This window comes from Microbacterium aurantiacum, from assembly GCF_040532595.1.
GTDB classification, from domain to species: domain Bacteria; phylum Actinomycetota; class Actinomycetes; order Actinomycetales; family Microbacteriaceae; genus Microbacterium; species Microbacterium chocolatum_B.
The window spans coordinates 1,686,861-1,703,643 of record NZ_JBEVYX010000001.1 but is presented as its reverse complement, the minus strand read 5'-3'; the positions used below and the strand labels follow the sequence as shown (position 1 = coordinate 1,703,643).

Annotated in this window: 11 protein-coding genes and 1 pseudogene; 9 read left to right on the top strand and 3 right to left on the bottom strand. The window is 70.6% G+C overall.

Features of this window, described 5'->3' with window-relative positions:
• Positions 1 to 83 precede the first annotated feature (83 nt).
• Together ABXJ56_RS08135 and ABXJ56_RS08130 are read left to right on the top strand one after the other, a co-directional pair.
• Positions 84 to 3,464 (top strand): endo-1,4-beta-xylanase, encoded by a 3,381-nt coding sequence (locus tag ABXJ56_RS08135; protein WP_353999178.1) that lies wholly within the window; start codon positions 84 to 86, stop codon positions 3,462 to 3,464.
• A gap of 59 nt (positions 3,465 to 3,523) precedes the next feature.
• A complete protein-coding gene (locus ABXJ56_RS08130) occupies positions 3,524 to 4,753 on the top strand; it encodes an ROK family protein (RefSeq protein ID WP_353999177.1) in 1,230 nt (409 codons plus the stop codon).
• On the opposite strand, the gene ABXJ56_RS08125 is transcribed toward ABXJ56_RS08130, so the two are convergent.
• Complete coding sequence (locus ABXJ56_RS08125) at positions 4,725 to 5,723, bottom strand: LacI family DNA-binding transcriptional regulator (RefSeq protein WP_353999176.1); 999 nt, start codon at positions 5,721 to 5,723, stop codon at positions 4,725 to 4,727. The genes ABXJ56_RS08130 and ABXJ56_RS08125 overlap by 29 nt on opposite strands.
• A 168-nt stretch (positions 5,724 to 5,891) precedes the next feature.
• Between ABXJ56_RS08125 and ABXJ56_RS08120 the strand changes: the two genes are divergently transcribed.
• The 6 genes and pseudogenes from ABXJ56_RS08120 to ABXJ56_RS08095 all read left to right on the top strand — a co-directional run.
• Positions 5,892 to 7,184: an ABC transporter substrate-binding protein gene (locus ABXJ56_RS08120; RefSeq protein ID WP_353999175.1), complete on the top strand. Its 1,293-nt coding sequence runs from the start codon at positions 5,892 to 5,894 to the stop codon at positions 7,182 to 7,184.
• A 2-nt stretch (positions 7,185 to 7,186) separates the two neighbouring features.
• Positions 7,187 to 8,200, top strand: a complete 1,014-nt coding sequence (locus tag ABXJ56_RS08115; RefSeq protein WP_353999174.1) for a carbohydrate ABC transporter permease — start codon at positions 7,187 to 7,189, stop codon at positions 8,198 to 8,200.
• Positions 8,197 to 9,090 (top strand): carbohydrate ABC transporter permease, encoded by an 894-nt coding sequence (locus ABXJ56_RS08110; protein WP_435404966.1) that lies wholly within the window; start codon positions 8,197 to 8,199, stop codon positions 9,088 to 9,090. Before ABXJ56_RS08115 ends, ABXJ56_RS08110 begins: the two co-directional genes overlap by 4 nt.
• A gap of 103 nt (positions 9,091 to 9,193) precedes the next feature.
• On the top strand, positions 9,194 to 11,488 hold the full coding sequence (locus ABXJ56_RS08105; RefSeq protein ID WP_353999990.1) for a beta-glucosidase: 2,295 nt from the start codon (positions 9,194 to 9,196) through the stop codon (positions 11,486 to 11,488).
• A 126-nt stretch (positions 11,489 to 11,614) separates the two neighbouring features.
• The gene (locus tag ABXJ56_RS08100) at positions 11,615 to 13,018 is read left to right on the top strand and encodes an aspartate aminotransferase family protein (protein ID WP_353999173.1); all 1,404 of its coding nucleotides are present in this window, start codon (positions 11,615 to 11,617) and stop codon (positions 13,016 to 13,018) included.
• 77 nt (positions 13,019 to 13,095) lie between these two features.
• Positions 13,096 to 13,398: pseudogene (locus ABXJ56_RS08095) on the top strand (hypothetical protein); the annotation flags it as partial.
• Between the two features lie 191 nt (positions 13,399 to 13,589).
• On the opposite strand, the gene ABXJ56_RS08090 reads toward ABXJ56_RS08095, so the two are convergent.
• Positions 13,590 to 13,907, bottom strand: a complete 318-nt coding sequence (locus tag ABXJ56_RS08090; protein ID WP_353999172.1) for an ATP-dependent DNA ligase — start codon at positions 13,905 to 13,907, stop codon at positions 13,590 to 13,592.
• A 119-nt stretch (positions 13,908 to 14,026) separates the two neighbouring features.
• Here ABXJ56_RS08090 and ABXJ56_RS08085 point away from each other — a divergent pair, with 119 nt between their 5' ends.
• The gene (locus ABXJ56_RS08085; protein ID WP_353999171.1) at positions 14,027 to 15,106 is read left to right on the top strand and encodes an SDR family NAD(P)-dependent oxidoreductase; all 1,080 of its coding nucleotides are present in this window, start codon (positions 14,027 to 14,029) and stop codon (positions 15,104 to 15,106) included.
• A 51-nt stretch (positions 15,107 to 15,157) separates the two neighbouring features.
• On the opposite strand, the gene ABXJ56_RS08080 is transcribed toward ABXJ56_RS08085, so the two are convergent.
• Complete coding sequence (locus ABXJ56_RS08080; protein ID WP_353999170.1) at positions 15,158 to 16,717, bottom strand: SLC13 family permease; 1,560 nt, start codon at positions 16,715 to 16,717, stop codon at positions 15,158 to 15,160.
• Positions 16,718 to 16,783 lie beyond the last annotated feature (66 nt).

Here is a 16,783-nt window from a genome sequence, read left to right as displayed (position 1 = left end):
GTAACAGTTCCGTAACGGGGTGCCGCCAACGCGACTGCGCGGATTAGTTTGCGAAGACCACAAACTACGCGAAGGAGCGTTCTGTGAATCGACATCGGGTTCGATGGGGCGTCGCCGCCACTCTCACCACCGCCGCCCTGGTCTTCGCCCCCCTCGTACCCGCCGCCGCGGAGGACACCGTCCTCTCGGCCGTGGACTTCGAGGACGGCACGACCGGGCAGTGGGTTGCGAGCGGAGGAGACGACTCCACCCTTTCCGTGATCGACCTCGACGGCAGCAAGGTGCTGCAGGTCGCCGATCGCAACGCCGACTATGTCGGCATCCAAAGCCCCCTCGGAATCTTCGAGGCCGGCGCCACCTACGACCTGTCCGCCCGCGTGAAGCTCGCACCCGGCACCCCGGCCACCTCGGCCCGCCTGGTGATGAAGCCCGCGTACGAGTGGATCGGCAACACCCCGGTCTCGGCCGACGCGTGGACGACGATCGAGGGCAGCTACACCGTGCCCGAGGGCGCCGACACGTCGCAGCTTCAGCTCTACATCGGCACGAGCGACATCACCGACGTCCCCGCCTACACCTACTACGTCGACGACCTCGAGATCGTCCACGTCGGTGGCGACACCGGCGGCGGCGACAACGGCGGCGGCGACGGCGGAACCCCGCCGGGCGACACCGCCCTGTCGAACGACTTCGAAGAAGGCCTCGGCGGATGGGGCCCCCGCGACAGCGGCAGCGGCGCACCCACAGTGACCCTCGTGAACGACCCCGTGTTCGCCGGCACCGGCGCGGCCGCCCTCACCGGGCGCACCTCGCAGGGCTCGGGCCTCGGACACGACATCTCGTCGCTTACGGCGGAGACGACCTACGAGGTCTCGGCGCAGGTCCGCTTCGGCGCGGGTCAGCCTGCGGGCCCGGTGTGGATGACGCTCGAGCGCACCTTCGAGGGCGCGACCACGTACGCCACGCTGGCGCAGTTCACCTCGGTGACGAACTCCGGCTGGACCGAGGTGCGGGCATCCTTCCCGCTCTCCGCGTTCGACAGCGGTCGACTCTACTTCGAGACCGACTACAACGGCACGAACACCTCCGACCTGTACTTCGACGACATCGTCGTCTCGGTGCCGGAGCCGGCGGTGATCGAAGACATCACGCCGCTGATGGACACCCTCGACATGCCGGTGGGCGTCGCGATCGACCGTCGTGAGACCACGGGCGTCGCCTCCGAGCTGCTGCTCCGCCACTTCGACCAGGTCTCGGCCGAGAACCACATGAAGCCGGATGCCTGGTACGACGCGCAGGGCAACTTCCGCCCCAACCCCGAGGCGGACGCGATCATGCGCTTCGCGGCGGACAACGACCTGGACGTCTACGGACACGTGCTCGTGTGGCACAGCCAGACCCCGGCGTTCTTCTTCCAGGCCGAGGACGGCTCGCCGCTCACCACCAGTGAGACCGACCGCCAGATCCTCCGCGACCGGATGCGCACGCACATCTTCAACATCGCGGAGTACCTCGCCGACACGTACGGCGCCTACGGCGGGGGCAACCCCATTACGGCGTGGGACGTCGTCAACGAGGTCGTTTCGGACAGCTCGGAGTTCTCCGACGGGCTGCGCCGCAGCGAGTGGTACCGCATCCTCGGTGAAGAGTTCATCGACCTGTCGTTCCAGTACGCCGACGAGGCGTTCAACGAGGAGTTCGCCGCCCCCGGCAGCGACCGCCCCGTGACGCTGTTCATCAACGACTACAACACCGAGCAGTCCGGCAAGCAGACGCGCTACCTCGCTCTCATCGAGCGGATGCTGTCGCGCGGCGTGCCGATCGACGGTGTCGGCCACCAGTTCCACGTCAGCCTCGCAATGCCGGTCTCGGCACTCGAGGGTGCGCTGGAGCGCTTCACGGGCCTGGGCCTCACCCAGGCGGTCACCGAGCTCGACGTCACCACCGGAACCCCGGTGAACGAGGCGCTCCTCGTGGAGCAGGGCTACTACTACCGCGACGCGTTCCGCGTGTTCCGCGCCTACACCGACGAGCTGTTCAGCGTCACCGTGTGGGGCCTCACCGACGGCCGCAGCTGGCGCTCGGGCAACGGCGCACCGCTGCTGTTCGACGACCGCTACCTCGGCAAGCCCGCCTACTACGGCGCGGTGGACGAGGAGCTCCCCGCCCGTCAGCGCAGCGCCTTCGTCTTCGGCGGCTCGGTGCCGCTGACCGACGACGCGGCATCCGCCCTGGAGTGGTCGCTGCTGCCGCTGCTGCCGGTGGAGTCGATCGCGCAGTTCCAGATGCGCTGGGAGCCCGACGAGGCGACCGTGCTCGTGAAGGTCGACGACACCACGGCACAGGATGCCGACGGCATCGACCTGCAGCTCGGCGACACCGTCTACTCCGTCGCACGATCGGGCGAGGGCGACCGCGAGGCCGTCGTCACCGAGCGCGAGGGCGGCTACGACGTCGTCACCACGGTGCCGCTCGAGGGCGCACAGGAGGGCGACACGCTCGCCTTCGACGTGCGGGTGCGCGACGGCGAGACCACGCAGGGCTGGAACACCACGGGCCAGACCGGCATCATGACTCTGGTCGAGCCGGTGTCGTACCTGGCGATCCCCGAAACCGCCGAGACTCCGGTCATCGACGGTGAGATCGAGGCCGGATGGGATGCCGCACCGTCGGTCACCACCGACCGCCAGGTCTCGGGCACGGGCGGGGCGAGCGCCGAGGTGCGCACGCTCTGGCAGGGCAACAACCTGTTCGTCCTCGCCGAGGTCGCCGATCCGATCGTGGACGTCACGGGCTCCGACCCGTGGATCCAGGACTCGGTGGAGTTCTACCTCGACGCCGGCAACGTCAAGAACGGTTCCTACCGCTACGACGACATGCAGGTGCGCATCAACGCCGACAACACCCTGTCGTTCGGCACGGGCGACGAGCCGTTCCAGCGCGCACGCGTGGAGTCGGCAGCGGTCCGGGTCGAGGGCGGGTACGTCATCGAAGCGCGTCTGAGCCTGCTGGACTCCGGCGGCGAGGGGACGTTCCACGGCCTGGACTTCCAGGTCAACGACGCCTCCGAGGGCGCACGCACCGGCATCCGCAACTGGGCCGACCCGACGGGCGCGGGCTACCAGTCCACCGCTCGCTGGGGCGTGGCGCAGCTCGTGGCCGCCGACGTCGTCGTCGACCCGACGGATCCCACGGACCCGACGGACCCGACGGACCCGACCGATCCGGTCGACCCGACGGACCCGACCGATCCCACAGACCCGGGCACGCCCGGCACCCCCGGCGGCTCGGATGACGGCTCGCCGGTCGCCGCCCCGGGATCCGGCTCCGGCTCCGGCTCGCACCTCGCCACCACCGGCGTGGAGCTGCCCTGGGCCCTGGCCCTGCTGGCCGCCCTGTCGCTCCTCACCGTCGGCGGCATCGCCGTCCGGCGCGGGACGACGCTCCGGCGGATGACCAGCTGACCAGGTCATCGGGCCCGGCGAGACACGTGCTCGCCGGGCCCGATGCCTACACTGGTGCGATGAATCTCATGGGGCCGGGCGGCCGCCAGCGCAACCTGGCGTCGGTGCTGGGCCTCCTCCACCGGAACGGCCCCCTCTCCCGCGCGGCCCTGACCGACGCCACGGGCCTGAACCGCTCCACCATCGCCGACCTCGTCGGCGAGCTCTCGCGCTCGGGCATCGTCGAAGAGCGCGCCCCGGATCCTGCCCGCCGCGTCGGACGCCCCTCCCCCATCGTCGCGATCGACCCGCGCGTGGTCGCCGTCGCGGTCAACCCCGAGGTCGACGCGATCACCCTCGCCGTCGTCCGACTCGACCAGAGCATCGTCCTCCGCGAACGCCACGAGGTCCCCCGCGCCCCCGCGCCGGAAGAGACCGCGCGCCTCATCGCCGACCGCGTCGCCCACTGGCGCGCGAACACCATCCCCGACGCCGTCATCGTGGGTATCGGCCTCGCCGTCCCCGGTCTCGTCCGGGCCTCCGACGGCCTCGTCCGCGACGCCCCGCACCTGCACTGGCGCGACACCCCGCTCCGCGAACTCGTGGAGGATGCCGCGGGCCTTCCCACCCGCGTCGGCAACGACGCGAGCCTCGGCGCCATGGCCGAGCACCTCTTCGGCGCCGCGCGCGACGTCGGCGACGTCGTGTACCTCAACGGCGGCGCGAGCGGCATCGGCGGCGGGCTGATCATCGGCGGCATCCCGGTCGGCGGCGCCGACGGCTACGCCGGCGAATTCGGCCAGAACCGCCCCGGCATCGCCGACGAGGGCGACCGCCGCGCGACCGGCGGCGTCCTCGAGGACGAGGTGAGCCGCGCCCGGCTCCTCGACGCCGTCGGCCTCGACTCCGCCGATGAGCCGACGCTCGCCGCCGCTGTGGCCGCCGCGGTGGCGGGAGACGACCCCGACGACCCGATCCGCTGCGAGGTCGAGCGGCAGCGCCGCATCCTCGCGACGGCCCTCGGCAACGCGGTGAACGTGCTGAACCCCTCGGTCGTGGTGCTCGGCGGCTTCCTCGCGACCCTCGCCGAGGTCGACGTCGACGACCTGCGGGATCGCGTGCGGGGGCAGGCGATGTCCGCCTCCACCGAGACGCTCGAGCTGCGCTCGGCGTGCCTCGCCGAAGACCGCCTGCTCATCGGGGCCGCCGAGCTCGCCTTCGCCGGCATCCTCGCCGACCCCGCGCTGCCGACCGGCGCGGAGGATGCCGAGCGAGACCTCGTCAGCGGGGCGGCGCCGTCGTCTCCCTGACGATCAGCCGCGTCGCCAGCCCGATGTGGGTCGACTCGGGCGTCTCGCCGTTCATGAGCGCAACGAGGAGACCCGTCGCGGTCGCGCCGAGCGCCTGCATCGGCTGACGCACGGTGGTGAGTGCGAGGGAGCCCTGCGTGGCATCGGGGATGTCGTCGAAGCCGACCACGGAGAGATCCCGCGGCACGGCGATGCCCAGGCGCGCGGCGACCTCGATGACCGCGAGCGCCGAGAGGTCGTTGGCCGCGAAGACCGCGGTCGGGCGGTCCGCCGACTCCAGCAGCAGGCGCGCCTGCTCGCGCACCGTCTCGGGGTGGTACATGCCCACGCGCACGAGTGCCGGGTCGTACGGGATGCCCGCGTCGCCCAGGGCCCGCCGGTAGCCGGCATCCCGGAGGATCGAGGAGCGGAGGTCCGGGCGCCCGGCGATGAACCCGATACGGCGGTGGCCGAGCTCGATGAGGTACCGGGTCGCCTCACGCGCGCCGGTGAAGCTGTCGGACTCGACCGTGGGCAGGTCGGCGCGGCCGGTGTGCGGATCGACCGCCACGATCGGCACCTCCGCGGTGACGCCGAGGACCGTCGGGGTCACCATGATGACGCCGTCGATGAGGGTCCCGCTCAGGCGGCTGAGCGAGCGGCGCTCCCACCCCTCGCCGTTCGGCTGCCGGGAGCCGCTGTAGGCGAGGAGGTCGTAGTGGGTGTCGCGCAGGGCGCGCCCCACGCCCTTCATGATCTCGGCGCTGAACGGCTCGAAGTCGGCCACGAGCACCCCGATGACCCCGGTGCGCCGCGAGCGCATGCTGCTGGCGACGAGGCTCGACTCGTAGCCGAGCTCGGCGACGACGCGAAGCACGCGCTCGACCGTGTCGGCGGCGACGCCGTAGCGCCCGTTGACCGCTTTGGAGACGGTCGCGGGCGAGACACCGGCCGCCTTGGCGACGTCGGTGATGGTGGGGCGCATGCTCATGAACGCTGATCGTAGCCCGTTTTGAAAATGATTTCGAAAACGTTTGACATTGTTGGAAAGCCCGCGAAAAATGAGATCCGCCCGAGGGGTCCACCCACAGCAATCGGGCGTTCGCAGCGCACCTCGGGGATCGAGCGTGCACCTCAACGAAGAGAACAGGTGAGTCACATGAAGGCCAGAAGATTCGCAGCGGGCGCCGTGTCCCTGCTCGCCGGCGCGCTCGTACTGAGCGCCTGCACCGGTGGCGGCGGAAACGGCGATGCCGGCGACGGCAGCGTGAGCATGACCCTTTGGCAGAACTCCACGACCGGCCCCGGTCAGGCGTTCTGGCAGAACGCGATCGACACGTTCATGGAAGAGAACCCGGGCGTCACGATCGAGATGCAGTCGGTTCAGAACGAAGACATGGACGGTCTGCTCCAGACCGCCCTCAACGCCGGCGACCCGCCGGACATCTTCCTCCAGCGCGGTGGCGGAAAGCTCGCCGACATGGTCAACGCCGGCCAGCTGAAGGACCTCACAGACCTCATCTCGGACGACATCCGCGCCGAGATCCCCGAGGGCTCCTTCGCCGCCGAGACCTACCAGGACCAGATCTGGGCGATGCCCCTGTCGGTCCTGCCCGGTGGCTTCTTCTACAGCGAGGACGCGTTCGCCGCGGCCGGCATCGAGGAGACCCCCGAGACGATCGCCGAGCTCGAGGACGCCGTCGAGGCCATCAAGGCCACCGACATGGAGGCGATCGCCCTCGGCGCCCAGGACGCCTGGCCCGCTGCGCACTGGTACTACTTCTTCGCCATCCGCGAGTGCAGCCCCGCGGTGATCGAGGAGACCGGCGACAGCAAGGACTTCAGCGACGAGTGCTGGACGCGCGCCGCCGAGGACCTGCAGGAGTTCGCCTCGATCGAGCCGTTCAACCAGGGCTTCCTGACCACCCCCGCCCAGCAGGGCGCGGGCAGCTCGGCCGGCCTCATCGCGAACCGTCAGGCCGCGATGGAGCTCATGGGCGCCTGGAACCCCGGCGTGATCGCCTCGCTCACCCCCGACGAGCAGCCCCTCCCCGACCTCGCCTGGTTCCCCTTCCCCGAGATCGAGGGCGGCGATGGCCTCCCCGGCTCGATGATGGGTGGCGTCGACGGCTACTCGTGTGCCGCACAGGCTCCCGACGAGTGCGCCGACTTCCTGAACTTCGTCGCCAGCGCCGAGCAGCAGGAGCTGTACTACGAGGCGTTCCAGTCGCCGCCGGTCAACACCGTCGCCCAGGAGGCCGTCACCGAGCCCTACCTGCAGCAGATCCTCGAGGCGTACAACAACGCCCCGTTCGTCTCGCAGTGGCTCGACACCGTCCTCGGCCAGAACGTCGGCAACGCCCTGAACGTGGCGGTCGTCGACATGCTGGCGGGGAACAGCGACCCTGAGCGCTTCATCCAGACCGTCAACGCGGCGGGCGCGCAGGGCTGATCATGTCCACACGCGAGATGTCCTCCACGGACTCCGATCTCGCGCAGCACGACGGGGGCGGCGACACGTCGCCCCCGTCCGTGCGGCGGGGTAAGAGTCGTCCACGCGGCCTGGGTTGGAACGGCCGCCTGGAAGTCCTCCTCATGGTCGGCCCCGCCGTCGTCTTCTTCGTCGGGTTCGTCATCTTCCCGGTCATCATGGCCGCCTACTACGGGTTCTTCCGCTGGTCGGGCTTCGGCCCGGCGATCGACTTCGTCGGCCTCCGGAACTACTTCGTCATCTTCAGCGACCCGAACTTCCAGGCGGCCCTCGGGCACAACGTCTTCATCGTCGTGATGTCGCTCGTCATGCAGGGTCCGGTCGCGATCCTGCTGGCGCTGCTGCTCAACCGCAAGATGCGCGGTCAGTCCGTCATCCGCGTCCTGATCTTCGTCCCCTACGTCATCGCCGAGGTCGTCGTCGGCACGGGCTTCAGCCTGCTGCTCGCGACCCGCGGCGCCCTGAACGACTTCCTCGAGAACGCCGGTCTCGGCTTCCTCGCCTCGGACTGGCTGAGCGATCCCGCCATCGCCATCTGGACGCTCATGGCGATCCTCACCTGGAAGTACGTCGGCTTCGCCGTCATCCTCTTCCTCGCGGGCCTGCAGAGCGTTCCGGAGGAGCTGTACGAGGCCGCCGCGATCGACGGCGCCTCCTACTGGCAGATCCAGCGGCGGATCACCCTGCCGCTGCTCGGACCCACGATCCGCATCTGGGCGTTCCTGTCGATCATCGGCGCCCTGCAGCTGTTCGACCTCGTCTACATCATCTGGGGCCAGTACGTCGCCTCCGTCGCCGGTACCAACACGATGGCCATCTACATGGTCGCCACCGGTCGCAACGCCGGCAACTTCGGCTACGGCAACGCGGTCGCCGTGGTCATCTTCCTCATCTCGCTCGTCGTCGCCCTGGTCTACCAGCGCTACGTGCTGCGGCGCGACACCGCGGGCGCGATCACCGAAAGGGGTGCCGGATGAGCACCATGACCATCACCACTCGCCGCGCCGCCGACAAGCGTCGGGGCGGCGTCCGGCCGGCTCCCGGTCCGAAGCTGCCGTGGGGTCCGCCGAGCGTCTACTTCATCGCCCTGGTGGTCATCGGCCTCATGCTCGGCCCGGTGCTCTACATCATCATCGGCGGCTTCCGCAGCAACTCCGAGATCACCGTCAACCCGTCGGGACTTCCGACCGAGTGGCGCTGGGAGAACTACGCCAGCGTCCTGACGGCACCCCAGTTCTGGACGCAGGTGGGCAACTCCACGATCGTCGGCCTCGCCACCACCGCGGGCGCCGTCGCGCTCGGCCTCATGGCCAGCTACGTCATCGGCCGGTACAGCTTCCGCGGACGCGGCGCGCTATACGCGCTCTTCGCCGCAGGGCTCATGTTCCCCATCACGGTCGCCATCACGCCGCTGTACATCGTCATCCGCAACCTCGGTCTGATGAACAGCCTCCCGGGCGTCATCCTGCCGCAGATCGCGTTCGCGCTCCCGGTCACCATCATCATCCTGGTGCCGTTCCTGCGGGCGATCCCGGACGAGATCCAAGAAGCGGCGTACATCGACGGATGCGGTCGCCTGGCGTTCTTCTGGCGCATGGTGCTGCCGCTGGCGATCCCCGGCGTCATCACGGTGTCGATCCTCGCCTTCATCGGCAGCTGGAACGCCTACCTCCTCCCGCTGTTCATCCTCAACAACGAGGCGGCGTTCACGCTGCCCCTGGGCGTGCAGCAGTTCTCCTCCCAGTACTCCGTCGACACCGCCCGGGTGCTCGCCTTCACCTCGCTCTCGATGCTCCCCGCGCTGATCTTCTTCAGCCTGTTCGAGCGTCGGATCGTCGGTGGGCTCACCGGCGCCGTCAAGGGCTGAGCGCGGCATCCGCCCACGAAGCGCACCGGCTCGTCAAGAAAGCAGAATCGTGACCGTTCCCGCCGTTCCGGCATCCCCTCGCGTCCTCGAGCTCCTCGGGCGCATGACCATCGAAGAGAAGGTGGCCCAGCTCGTGGGCTTCTGGATCGACCAGGGCGACGACGTCGTGGCGCCCATGGCCGGCGAGATGAAGACCTCGACCCGGTTCGAGGACGCCATCACCGACGGCATCGGCCACTTCACCCGCGTCTACGGGACCCGCCCCGTGGACCCGCAGGCGCGGGCGGAGTGGCTGTGGGCCGAGCAGCGACGCCTGCAGACCGAGACGCGTCTGGGCATCCCCGCGCTCGTGCACGAGGAGTGCCTGACGGGCCTTGCGGCGTGGAAGGCCGCGACGTTCCCGACGCCCCTGGCGTGGGGAGCGGCCTTCGACCCGGACGCGGTCGAGGAGATGGGGCGGCTCATCGGCGCCTCGATGCGCCAGCTCGGCATCCACCAGGGCCTCGCCCCGGTGCTCGACGTCATCCGCGACCCCCGCTGGGGCCGGGTCGACGAGTGCATCGCCGAGGACCCCTACGTCGTCGGCACGATCGCGACCGCCTACGTCCGCGGACTGCAGGATGAGGGCGTCCACGCCACCCTGAAGCACTTCGTCGGCTACTCGGCGACCCAGGCCGGGCGCAACCACGCGCCCGTCCACGCGGGCCGGCGCGAGATCGAGGACGTCTTCCTCCCGCCGTTCGAGATGGCCGTCCGCGACGGCGGCGTCCGCTCGGTGATGAACTCCTACGCCGAGATCGACGGCGTCCCGGTCGCGGCGTCCCGCGAGTACCTGACCGAGCTCCTCCGCGAGCGGTGGGGCTTCGACGGGGTCGTGGTCTCGGACTACTTCTCCGTGGCGTTCCTGAAGTCCATGCACGCCGTCGCCGCCGACCTCGGCGAGGCCGCGCAGATCGCCCTCGAAGCGGGCATCGACGTCGAGCTGCCGACCGGGGACGCGTTCCTGGCCCTGGCCGACCGCGTCCGCGACGGCATCCTGAGCCCCGAGGTCCTCGACCTCGCGGTGACGCGGGTGCTCGTGCAGAAGGAGGAGCTCGGCCTGCTCGACGCGGACTTCTCGACCGCGCCGAGCGACATCGACCTGGACACCCCCGCCCACCGGGCGCTCGCACGTCGCCTCGCCGAGGAGGGGACGGTGCTCCTCACCAACGACGGCGTGCTCCCCCTCGCCCCGGGCACGCGCCGCATCGCCGTCCTCGGCCCCAACGCCGACAGCGCCGAGGCGCTCATGGGCTGCTACTCGTTCGCCAACCACGTCCTGGCCCACCACCCCGGGACCGAGATGGGCTTCGAGATCCCGACGGTGCTCGAGGCGCTCCGCGCCGCCCTGCCGGATGCCGAGATCAGCCACGCCGCCGGCTGCGCGGTCGAGGGAGAGGACACCTCCGGCATCGCCGAGGCGGTCGAGCTCGCTCGCGGCGCGGAGGTCGCGGTCGTCGTCGTCGGCGACCGCGCGGGCCTGTTCGGCCGCGGGACCGTCGGCGAAGGCAACGACGTCGAGTCGCTCGACCTGCCCGGCGCCCAGCGCGCGCTCGTGCAGGCGGTCGCCGCCACGGGGACGCCCGTCGTGATGGTGCTCCTCACCGGACGCCCCTACGCGATCGCATGGGCCGTGGAGGGCGACGCCCGCCCCGGCGCCGTCGTCCAGGCCTTCTTCCCGGGCGAAGAGGGCGGCACCGCTCTCGCGCGCATCCTGACCGGCGCCGTCTCGCCGTCCGGACGCCTCCCCGTCTCGCTGCCGCGGTCGGCGGGTGCGCAGCCCTACTCCTACATGCACCCGATCCTGAGCGGACCGTCGGAGGTCACGAGCGCCGACAGCACCCCGGTGCTGCCCTTCGGGCACGGCCTCAGCTACACCTCCTTCCGGCACGAGGATCTCACCGCGGATGCCGAGGTCCGGGCCGGACGGAGCTTCCGCGTCGCGGTCACCGTCCGCAACGACGGCGCGGTCGCCGCCGACGACATCGTGCAGCTCTACGGGCACGACCTCGTCGGGAGCATCACGCGGCCGACGGCGCAGCTCCTGGCCTACCGGCGCGTCGCCCTGCAGCCGGGGCAGTCGATGCGGGTGGCCTTCGAGGTGCCGACGCAGCGCCTGGCGTTCAGCGACCGCTCCTACACCCGCATCGTCGAGCCGGGTGACGTCGACCTGTGGGTCGGTCCCTCGAGCGCCGTCCGCGAGGCCACCGCGCGGATCTCGATCGTGGGCGACGTGCACCCCGTGCAGGCGGACGACCCGCGGGTCGCGACATCCGTCCTCTCGTCCCTCCCCCGTGCGACGGCGGTCGACTCCGACGCCGTCGCCGCGGGTACGCCGATCCCCGTCTCCGTCGGCTGACCCGCCCGTCTCCGCTCGCGGCCCCGGCGGACGGTTCGCCGGGGCCGCGAGCGGAACCGGACGATCCGTCACACCGGGCTCGCGGGCGCACGGGTATCGTCGGGAGGAAGCGAAGGAAGGCCCACCATGTCGATCTCCACCGACCGCCGCCCCCGAACCGAAGCCGAACTCCAGCAGATGGCCAAAGACCACCTCTGGATGCACTTCGCACGCCAGTCGGTCATGACCGACGGCCCCGGCGTCCCGATCATCGTCAAGGGCGAGGGGCACCACATCTGGGACTCGCAGGGCAAGCGCTACATCGACGGACTCGCCGGGCTCTTCGTCGTCGCCGCCGGGCACGGACGCAAGCGGATCGCCGAGGCCGCGGCCAAGCAGGCGGAGGAGCTGGCGTTCTTCCCCATCTGGTCGTACGCGCACCCCGCCGCGATCGAACTCGCCGACCGCATCGCCGACTACGCCCCCGGCGACCTCAACAAGGTCTTCTTCTCCACCGGCGGCGGTGAGGCCGTCGAGACGGCCTTCAAGCTCGCCAAGTACTACTGGAAGCTGCAGGGCAAGCCCACCAAGCACAAGGTGATCTCGCGCTCGGTGGCCTACCACGGCACCCCGCAGGGCGCGCTCGCCATCACCGGCATCCCCGCCATGAAGGAGATGTTCGAGCCGCTCACCCCGGGCGGATTCCGCGTGCCGAACACCAACTTCTACCGCGCGAGCGACATGGGCGCGCCCACCGGGAGCCTCGAGGAGTTCGGCGTCTGGGCGGCCGACCGCATCGAGGAGATGATCCAGTTCGAGGGCCCCGACACCGTCGCCGCCGTCTTCCTGGAGCCGGTGCAGAACTCCGGCGGATGCTTCCCCCCGCCCCCCGGATACTTCCAGCGCGTGCGGGAGATCTGCGACAAGTACGACGTGCTCCTCGTCTCGGACGAGGTGATCTGCGCCTTCGGTCGGATCGGCCACATGTTCGCGTGCGACGCCTACGGCTACCAGCCCGACATGATCACCTTCGCCAAGGCCGTCACCAGCGGCTACTCGCCCCTCGGCGGGACGGTCATCAGCGACCGGATCTACGAGCCCTTCGCGCACGGCGACCGCGCCTTCTACCACGGCTACACGTTCGGCGGTCACCCCGTCTCGGCCGCGGTCGCCATGGAGAACCTCGACATCTTCGAGGAGGAGGGGCTCCCCGAGCGGGTGCGCGAGAACTCTCCCCTGTTCCGGCAGACCCTGGAGAAGCTCACCGACCTCCCGATCGTCGGCGATGTCCGCGGCGACGGCTACTTCTTCGGGATCGAGCTCGTCAAAGACAAGGCGACCAAGGAGACCTTCGACGACGACGAGTCCGAGCGGCTCCTCCGCGGCTTCCTCTCCAAGGCCCTCTTCGACGCCGGGCTGTACTGCCGAGCGGACGATCGAGGCGACCCGGTGATCCAGCTGGCCCCGCCGCTGACCATCGGACCGAGCGAATTCGTCGAGATCGAACAGATCCTCCGGAGCGTCCTCACCGAGGCCTGGACGCGCCTATAGGCGACCCTCGGGGACACGTGTCCAAAGGCATCACCGGATGCCGCACACGATGCCCCCGGGGGGTTTAGAGTTCATTCGTGGGCACCATTTTCTACGGCGGATCCGACACCCCGATCCACATCGAAGACCGCGCTCTGGCGCACCTCAAGGTCGTCATCGCGACGAAGCTGCGGCGTGACGAGACCTTCACCCTGTCGTGGACGCACCCCGAGGACCAGCCGCGCGGTCGCAGCACGATCTGGCTGCACCCGGCGATCCCGCTGCGGTTCGTCTTCGACGACCCGGAGCCGACGGAACTCAGCCGCGAGTGGATCGAAGACCTGGCGAACTCGGCGAACTCGTCGGGCGGCATCACCCTCGTCGCCGAGCACTTCGACACCGGCCCCATCCAGGTCGTCTCCGACGAGGCCGCCGGCGGCGGCGGGGTGATCTCCGGCGACGGCGGCGTGAATCTCGGCAACGTCGAGGTCGATCACCTCGAGATCGACAAGCTCAGCGTCGAGAACGTCTCGCGCGGCGACGGACAGATCGAGAACTGACACCGACCCGGTTGCGCCGGGCAGCCCGACCCTCAGCCGCGCTCGGGGGTGTCGTCGGCGGGCGGCTCGGGCAGGATGTGCAGCCCGTGGGGTCCGCTCGCGGCGAGCATCATCGCCTCCACCCAGTGGCGGTTGATCCGCGGAGTGCGCCCGCCGTAGAAGTGGAACTGCATCGGCACGGACGGGTGCATCCAGAAACTGCGGCGACCCGACCCGTCGCCCATCTCGGCGTCGAACATGAACGACTCCGAACGCCGCAGCTTGTTCATCACCACGATCCGCAGATGCGCCAGCGTACGGTCGTCGATCTCGACCGATGTCGCGGTGGAGTCGTAGATGAACCTGCCCATGGGATGAGCCTACGGCGGGGATCCCCCACGCGGCGACATCGTCCCCTACCGGCCGCGCGGTGATCCGCGTAGCGTCGGATCAGGCCGATGATGCGGCCTCTCGACGACGAGGAGACCCGATGCGCGCACCGAAACCGCTGACCGCCGACACCTCCATCGCCGACTGGCTCGCCGACCCCGTCGGCAACGCGATCCTCACCGATCTGCTCGCGCAGGCCGGGCAGACCCCGGACGCGTTCAAGCCCGTGCGGCGCTTCGCGATCAAGCGCCTGGTCGCCCTCAGCCGCGGCGCGTTCACGCAGGAGATGCTCGAGGAGATCGTCCGGCGTGCGCAGGCGGGCGAGACGCCGGGGAGCGCACCGGGCGCGGGCGCGAGCGGCGACGTCGTGGACGCGGGACCCGAGTCTCCCGCCGCCGCGGCCTCGGCATCCGCCCCGGCATGGACCGAGCGAATCGATCGCGGCCGCTTCGCGGGCAGGACCGTGATCGTCACCGGCGCGGGATCCGGCATCGGACGGGCCACGGCCTCCCGGGTCGCACGCGAGGGCGGCCGCGTCGTCGCCGTCGACGTCAGCGCCGAGCGGTTGGACGCGCTCGTCGCCGCCCTCCCGGACGCCGACGTGGTGCCGCTCGTCGCCGACATCACCGACGACGCCGGCATCGCGGGCATCGTCGCCGCCGCGGGCGACCGGATCGACGCCCTCGCGAACGTCGCCGGGATCATGGACGACATGACCGGCGTCGGAGAGGTGACGGATGCCGTGTGGCAACGCGTCTTCCGCGTCAACGTCGACGGCACGATGAAGCTCATGCGCGCCGTCATCCCGACGATGCTCGCGCAGGGAGCGGGGTCGATCGTCAACGTCGCCTCGGAGGCCGCGCTGCGCGGCTCGGCGGCCGGCGCCGCCTACACCGCGTCGAAGCACGCGGTGGTGGGGCTGACGCGCTCCAGCGCCTTCCTGTACGCCCCGAACGGCATCCGGGTGAATGCCGTCGCCCCCGGCCCGACGATCACGAACATCCAGGCGTCGTTCGCCTCGCCGCTGGCCGCGGACCGCATCCAGACCGCCATGGTGGTGATGCCCGACCCCGCCGAGGCCGAAGCGGTCGCGGCATCCATCACCTTCCTTCTGTCGGACGACGGCGTGAACGTCTCGGGCGCCGTCCTGCCGAGCGACGGAGGGTGGTCGGCTGCCTGAGTCGACCTTCGGAGTCGCCGGCGGTCGGGTTCCGGCGGGCGGGCGGGCACGTCAGAAGGGCCAGATCAGCGGGACGTAGAACACCGCCATCAGCAGGAAGAAGATGGCCAGCGGGATGCCAAGCCGCCAGTAGTCGCCGAACCGGTAGCCGCCCGGCTCCATCACCATGAGGTTCGCCGGTGTCGCGATCGGGGTGAAGAACGCGGCGGCGCCGGCCACCGTCAGCGCCATCATGAACGGCTGGATCGAGAGGTCGAGGCTCGTCGACACCGCGGCCGCGATCGGAGCGACGATGAGGACCGTCGCGGCGTTGCTGATGAGCTGGCCGAGCACGAGGGTGAGCAGGCAGAGGGCGAACAGCGCCATGCGCGGTCCCGAGTCGCCGAGGAGGCCGAGCAGCCAGCCCGCGACGAGGTCGGCGGTGCCGGTCTCGAAGACGGCGGTCGACAGGGGGATCATGCCCGCGATGAGGATCACCGTCGTCCACGACACCGCCTGATACGCCTGGTTGACGCTGACCGCACGCGTGACGATCAGCGCGCCGGCCGCGAGGAGCGCGGCGGCGGCGGGCGGCACGAGACCCGTGGCGAGGAGGACGATCATGAGCCCGAGGATCACCAGCGACCGACGCGCACCGCGGCCGAGCGGCACCGAGCGGCGGAGCCGATCCGGCGCGTCGACGGCGAGCATGCCGGGGAGCGCGGCGTGCCGGACGAGGTCGTCCCACTCCCCCTGCATCAGGAGGACGTCGCCGACCTGCAGCACGATCTCCCCGCGGATGACCTCGTCGCCGCGTCGCGCGGCGAGGATGGCGAGGTCGCCACCCGGGGTCTTCATCCCGCACGCGATGCGCTCCCCGACGAGGGGTGAGCGCGGCCCGACGACGATCTCGGTCACGCCGCTCCGCGGGCCGATGATCGTGCCGGTGTCGAGCGAGAGGTCGTACTGCTGCCGCAGCAGCCGCGCGTGACGGGCCAGGTCGACGGGCATGAGAGCGCCCTCGCGCACCGGCAGCAGCCGGTCGCCGAGGAGGAGCAGGATCACGACGGTGCCGACGACGAGCGGGACCCCGACGAGCGCGAACTCCGCGTACCCGAAGGCGCGGCCGCCGTTCTGGGCGGCGAAGTCCGACACGATGATGTTCACCGGCGTCCCGGTGAGGAGAAGAAGCGAGCCCGCCGAGGCGGCGAAGGCCAGCGGCATCAGCAGGCGCGAGCTCGGGATGCCGGCGCGGGCGGCGACGACCACGACGAGCGGCAGGAGGGCCGCGACGGCGCCGTTGATGCTGATGAACGCGGTGAGCACCGCGACCAGCAGCGAGATCACGCCGATGAGGATGCCGCGGCGGGTGCCCGCCCGGCCGATGACCTTCTGCCCCGCCCACGCGGTGACGCCGGACGAATCGAGGGCCTCGCTCACCACGAAGAGCGCGGCGATGAAGAGGACCGTGGGATCGCCGAATCCGGCCAGCGCCTGCGGCAGCGTGAGCACGCCGGTGAAGAACAGCGCGAGCGCGACGCCGACAGCCACGACGGCGAGGGGGACGCGGTTGCTGATGAACGCCACCACCGCGATCGCCAGGATGACGAGCGTCGCGACGATCGGGTCCATGCCCTCAGCATGCCACCGTGGGCCCGGAGGCGTGGCGGCCGCGGGCCGGGACTACCCCGGACCGCG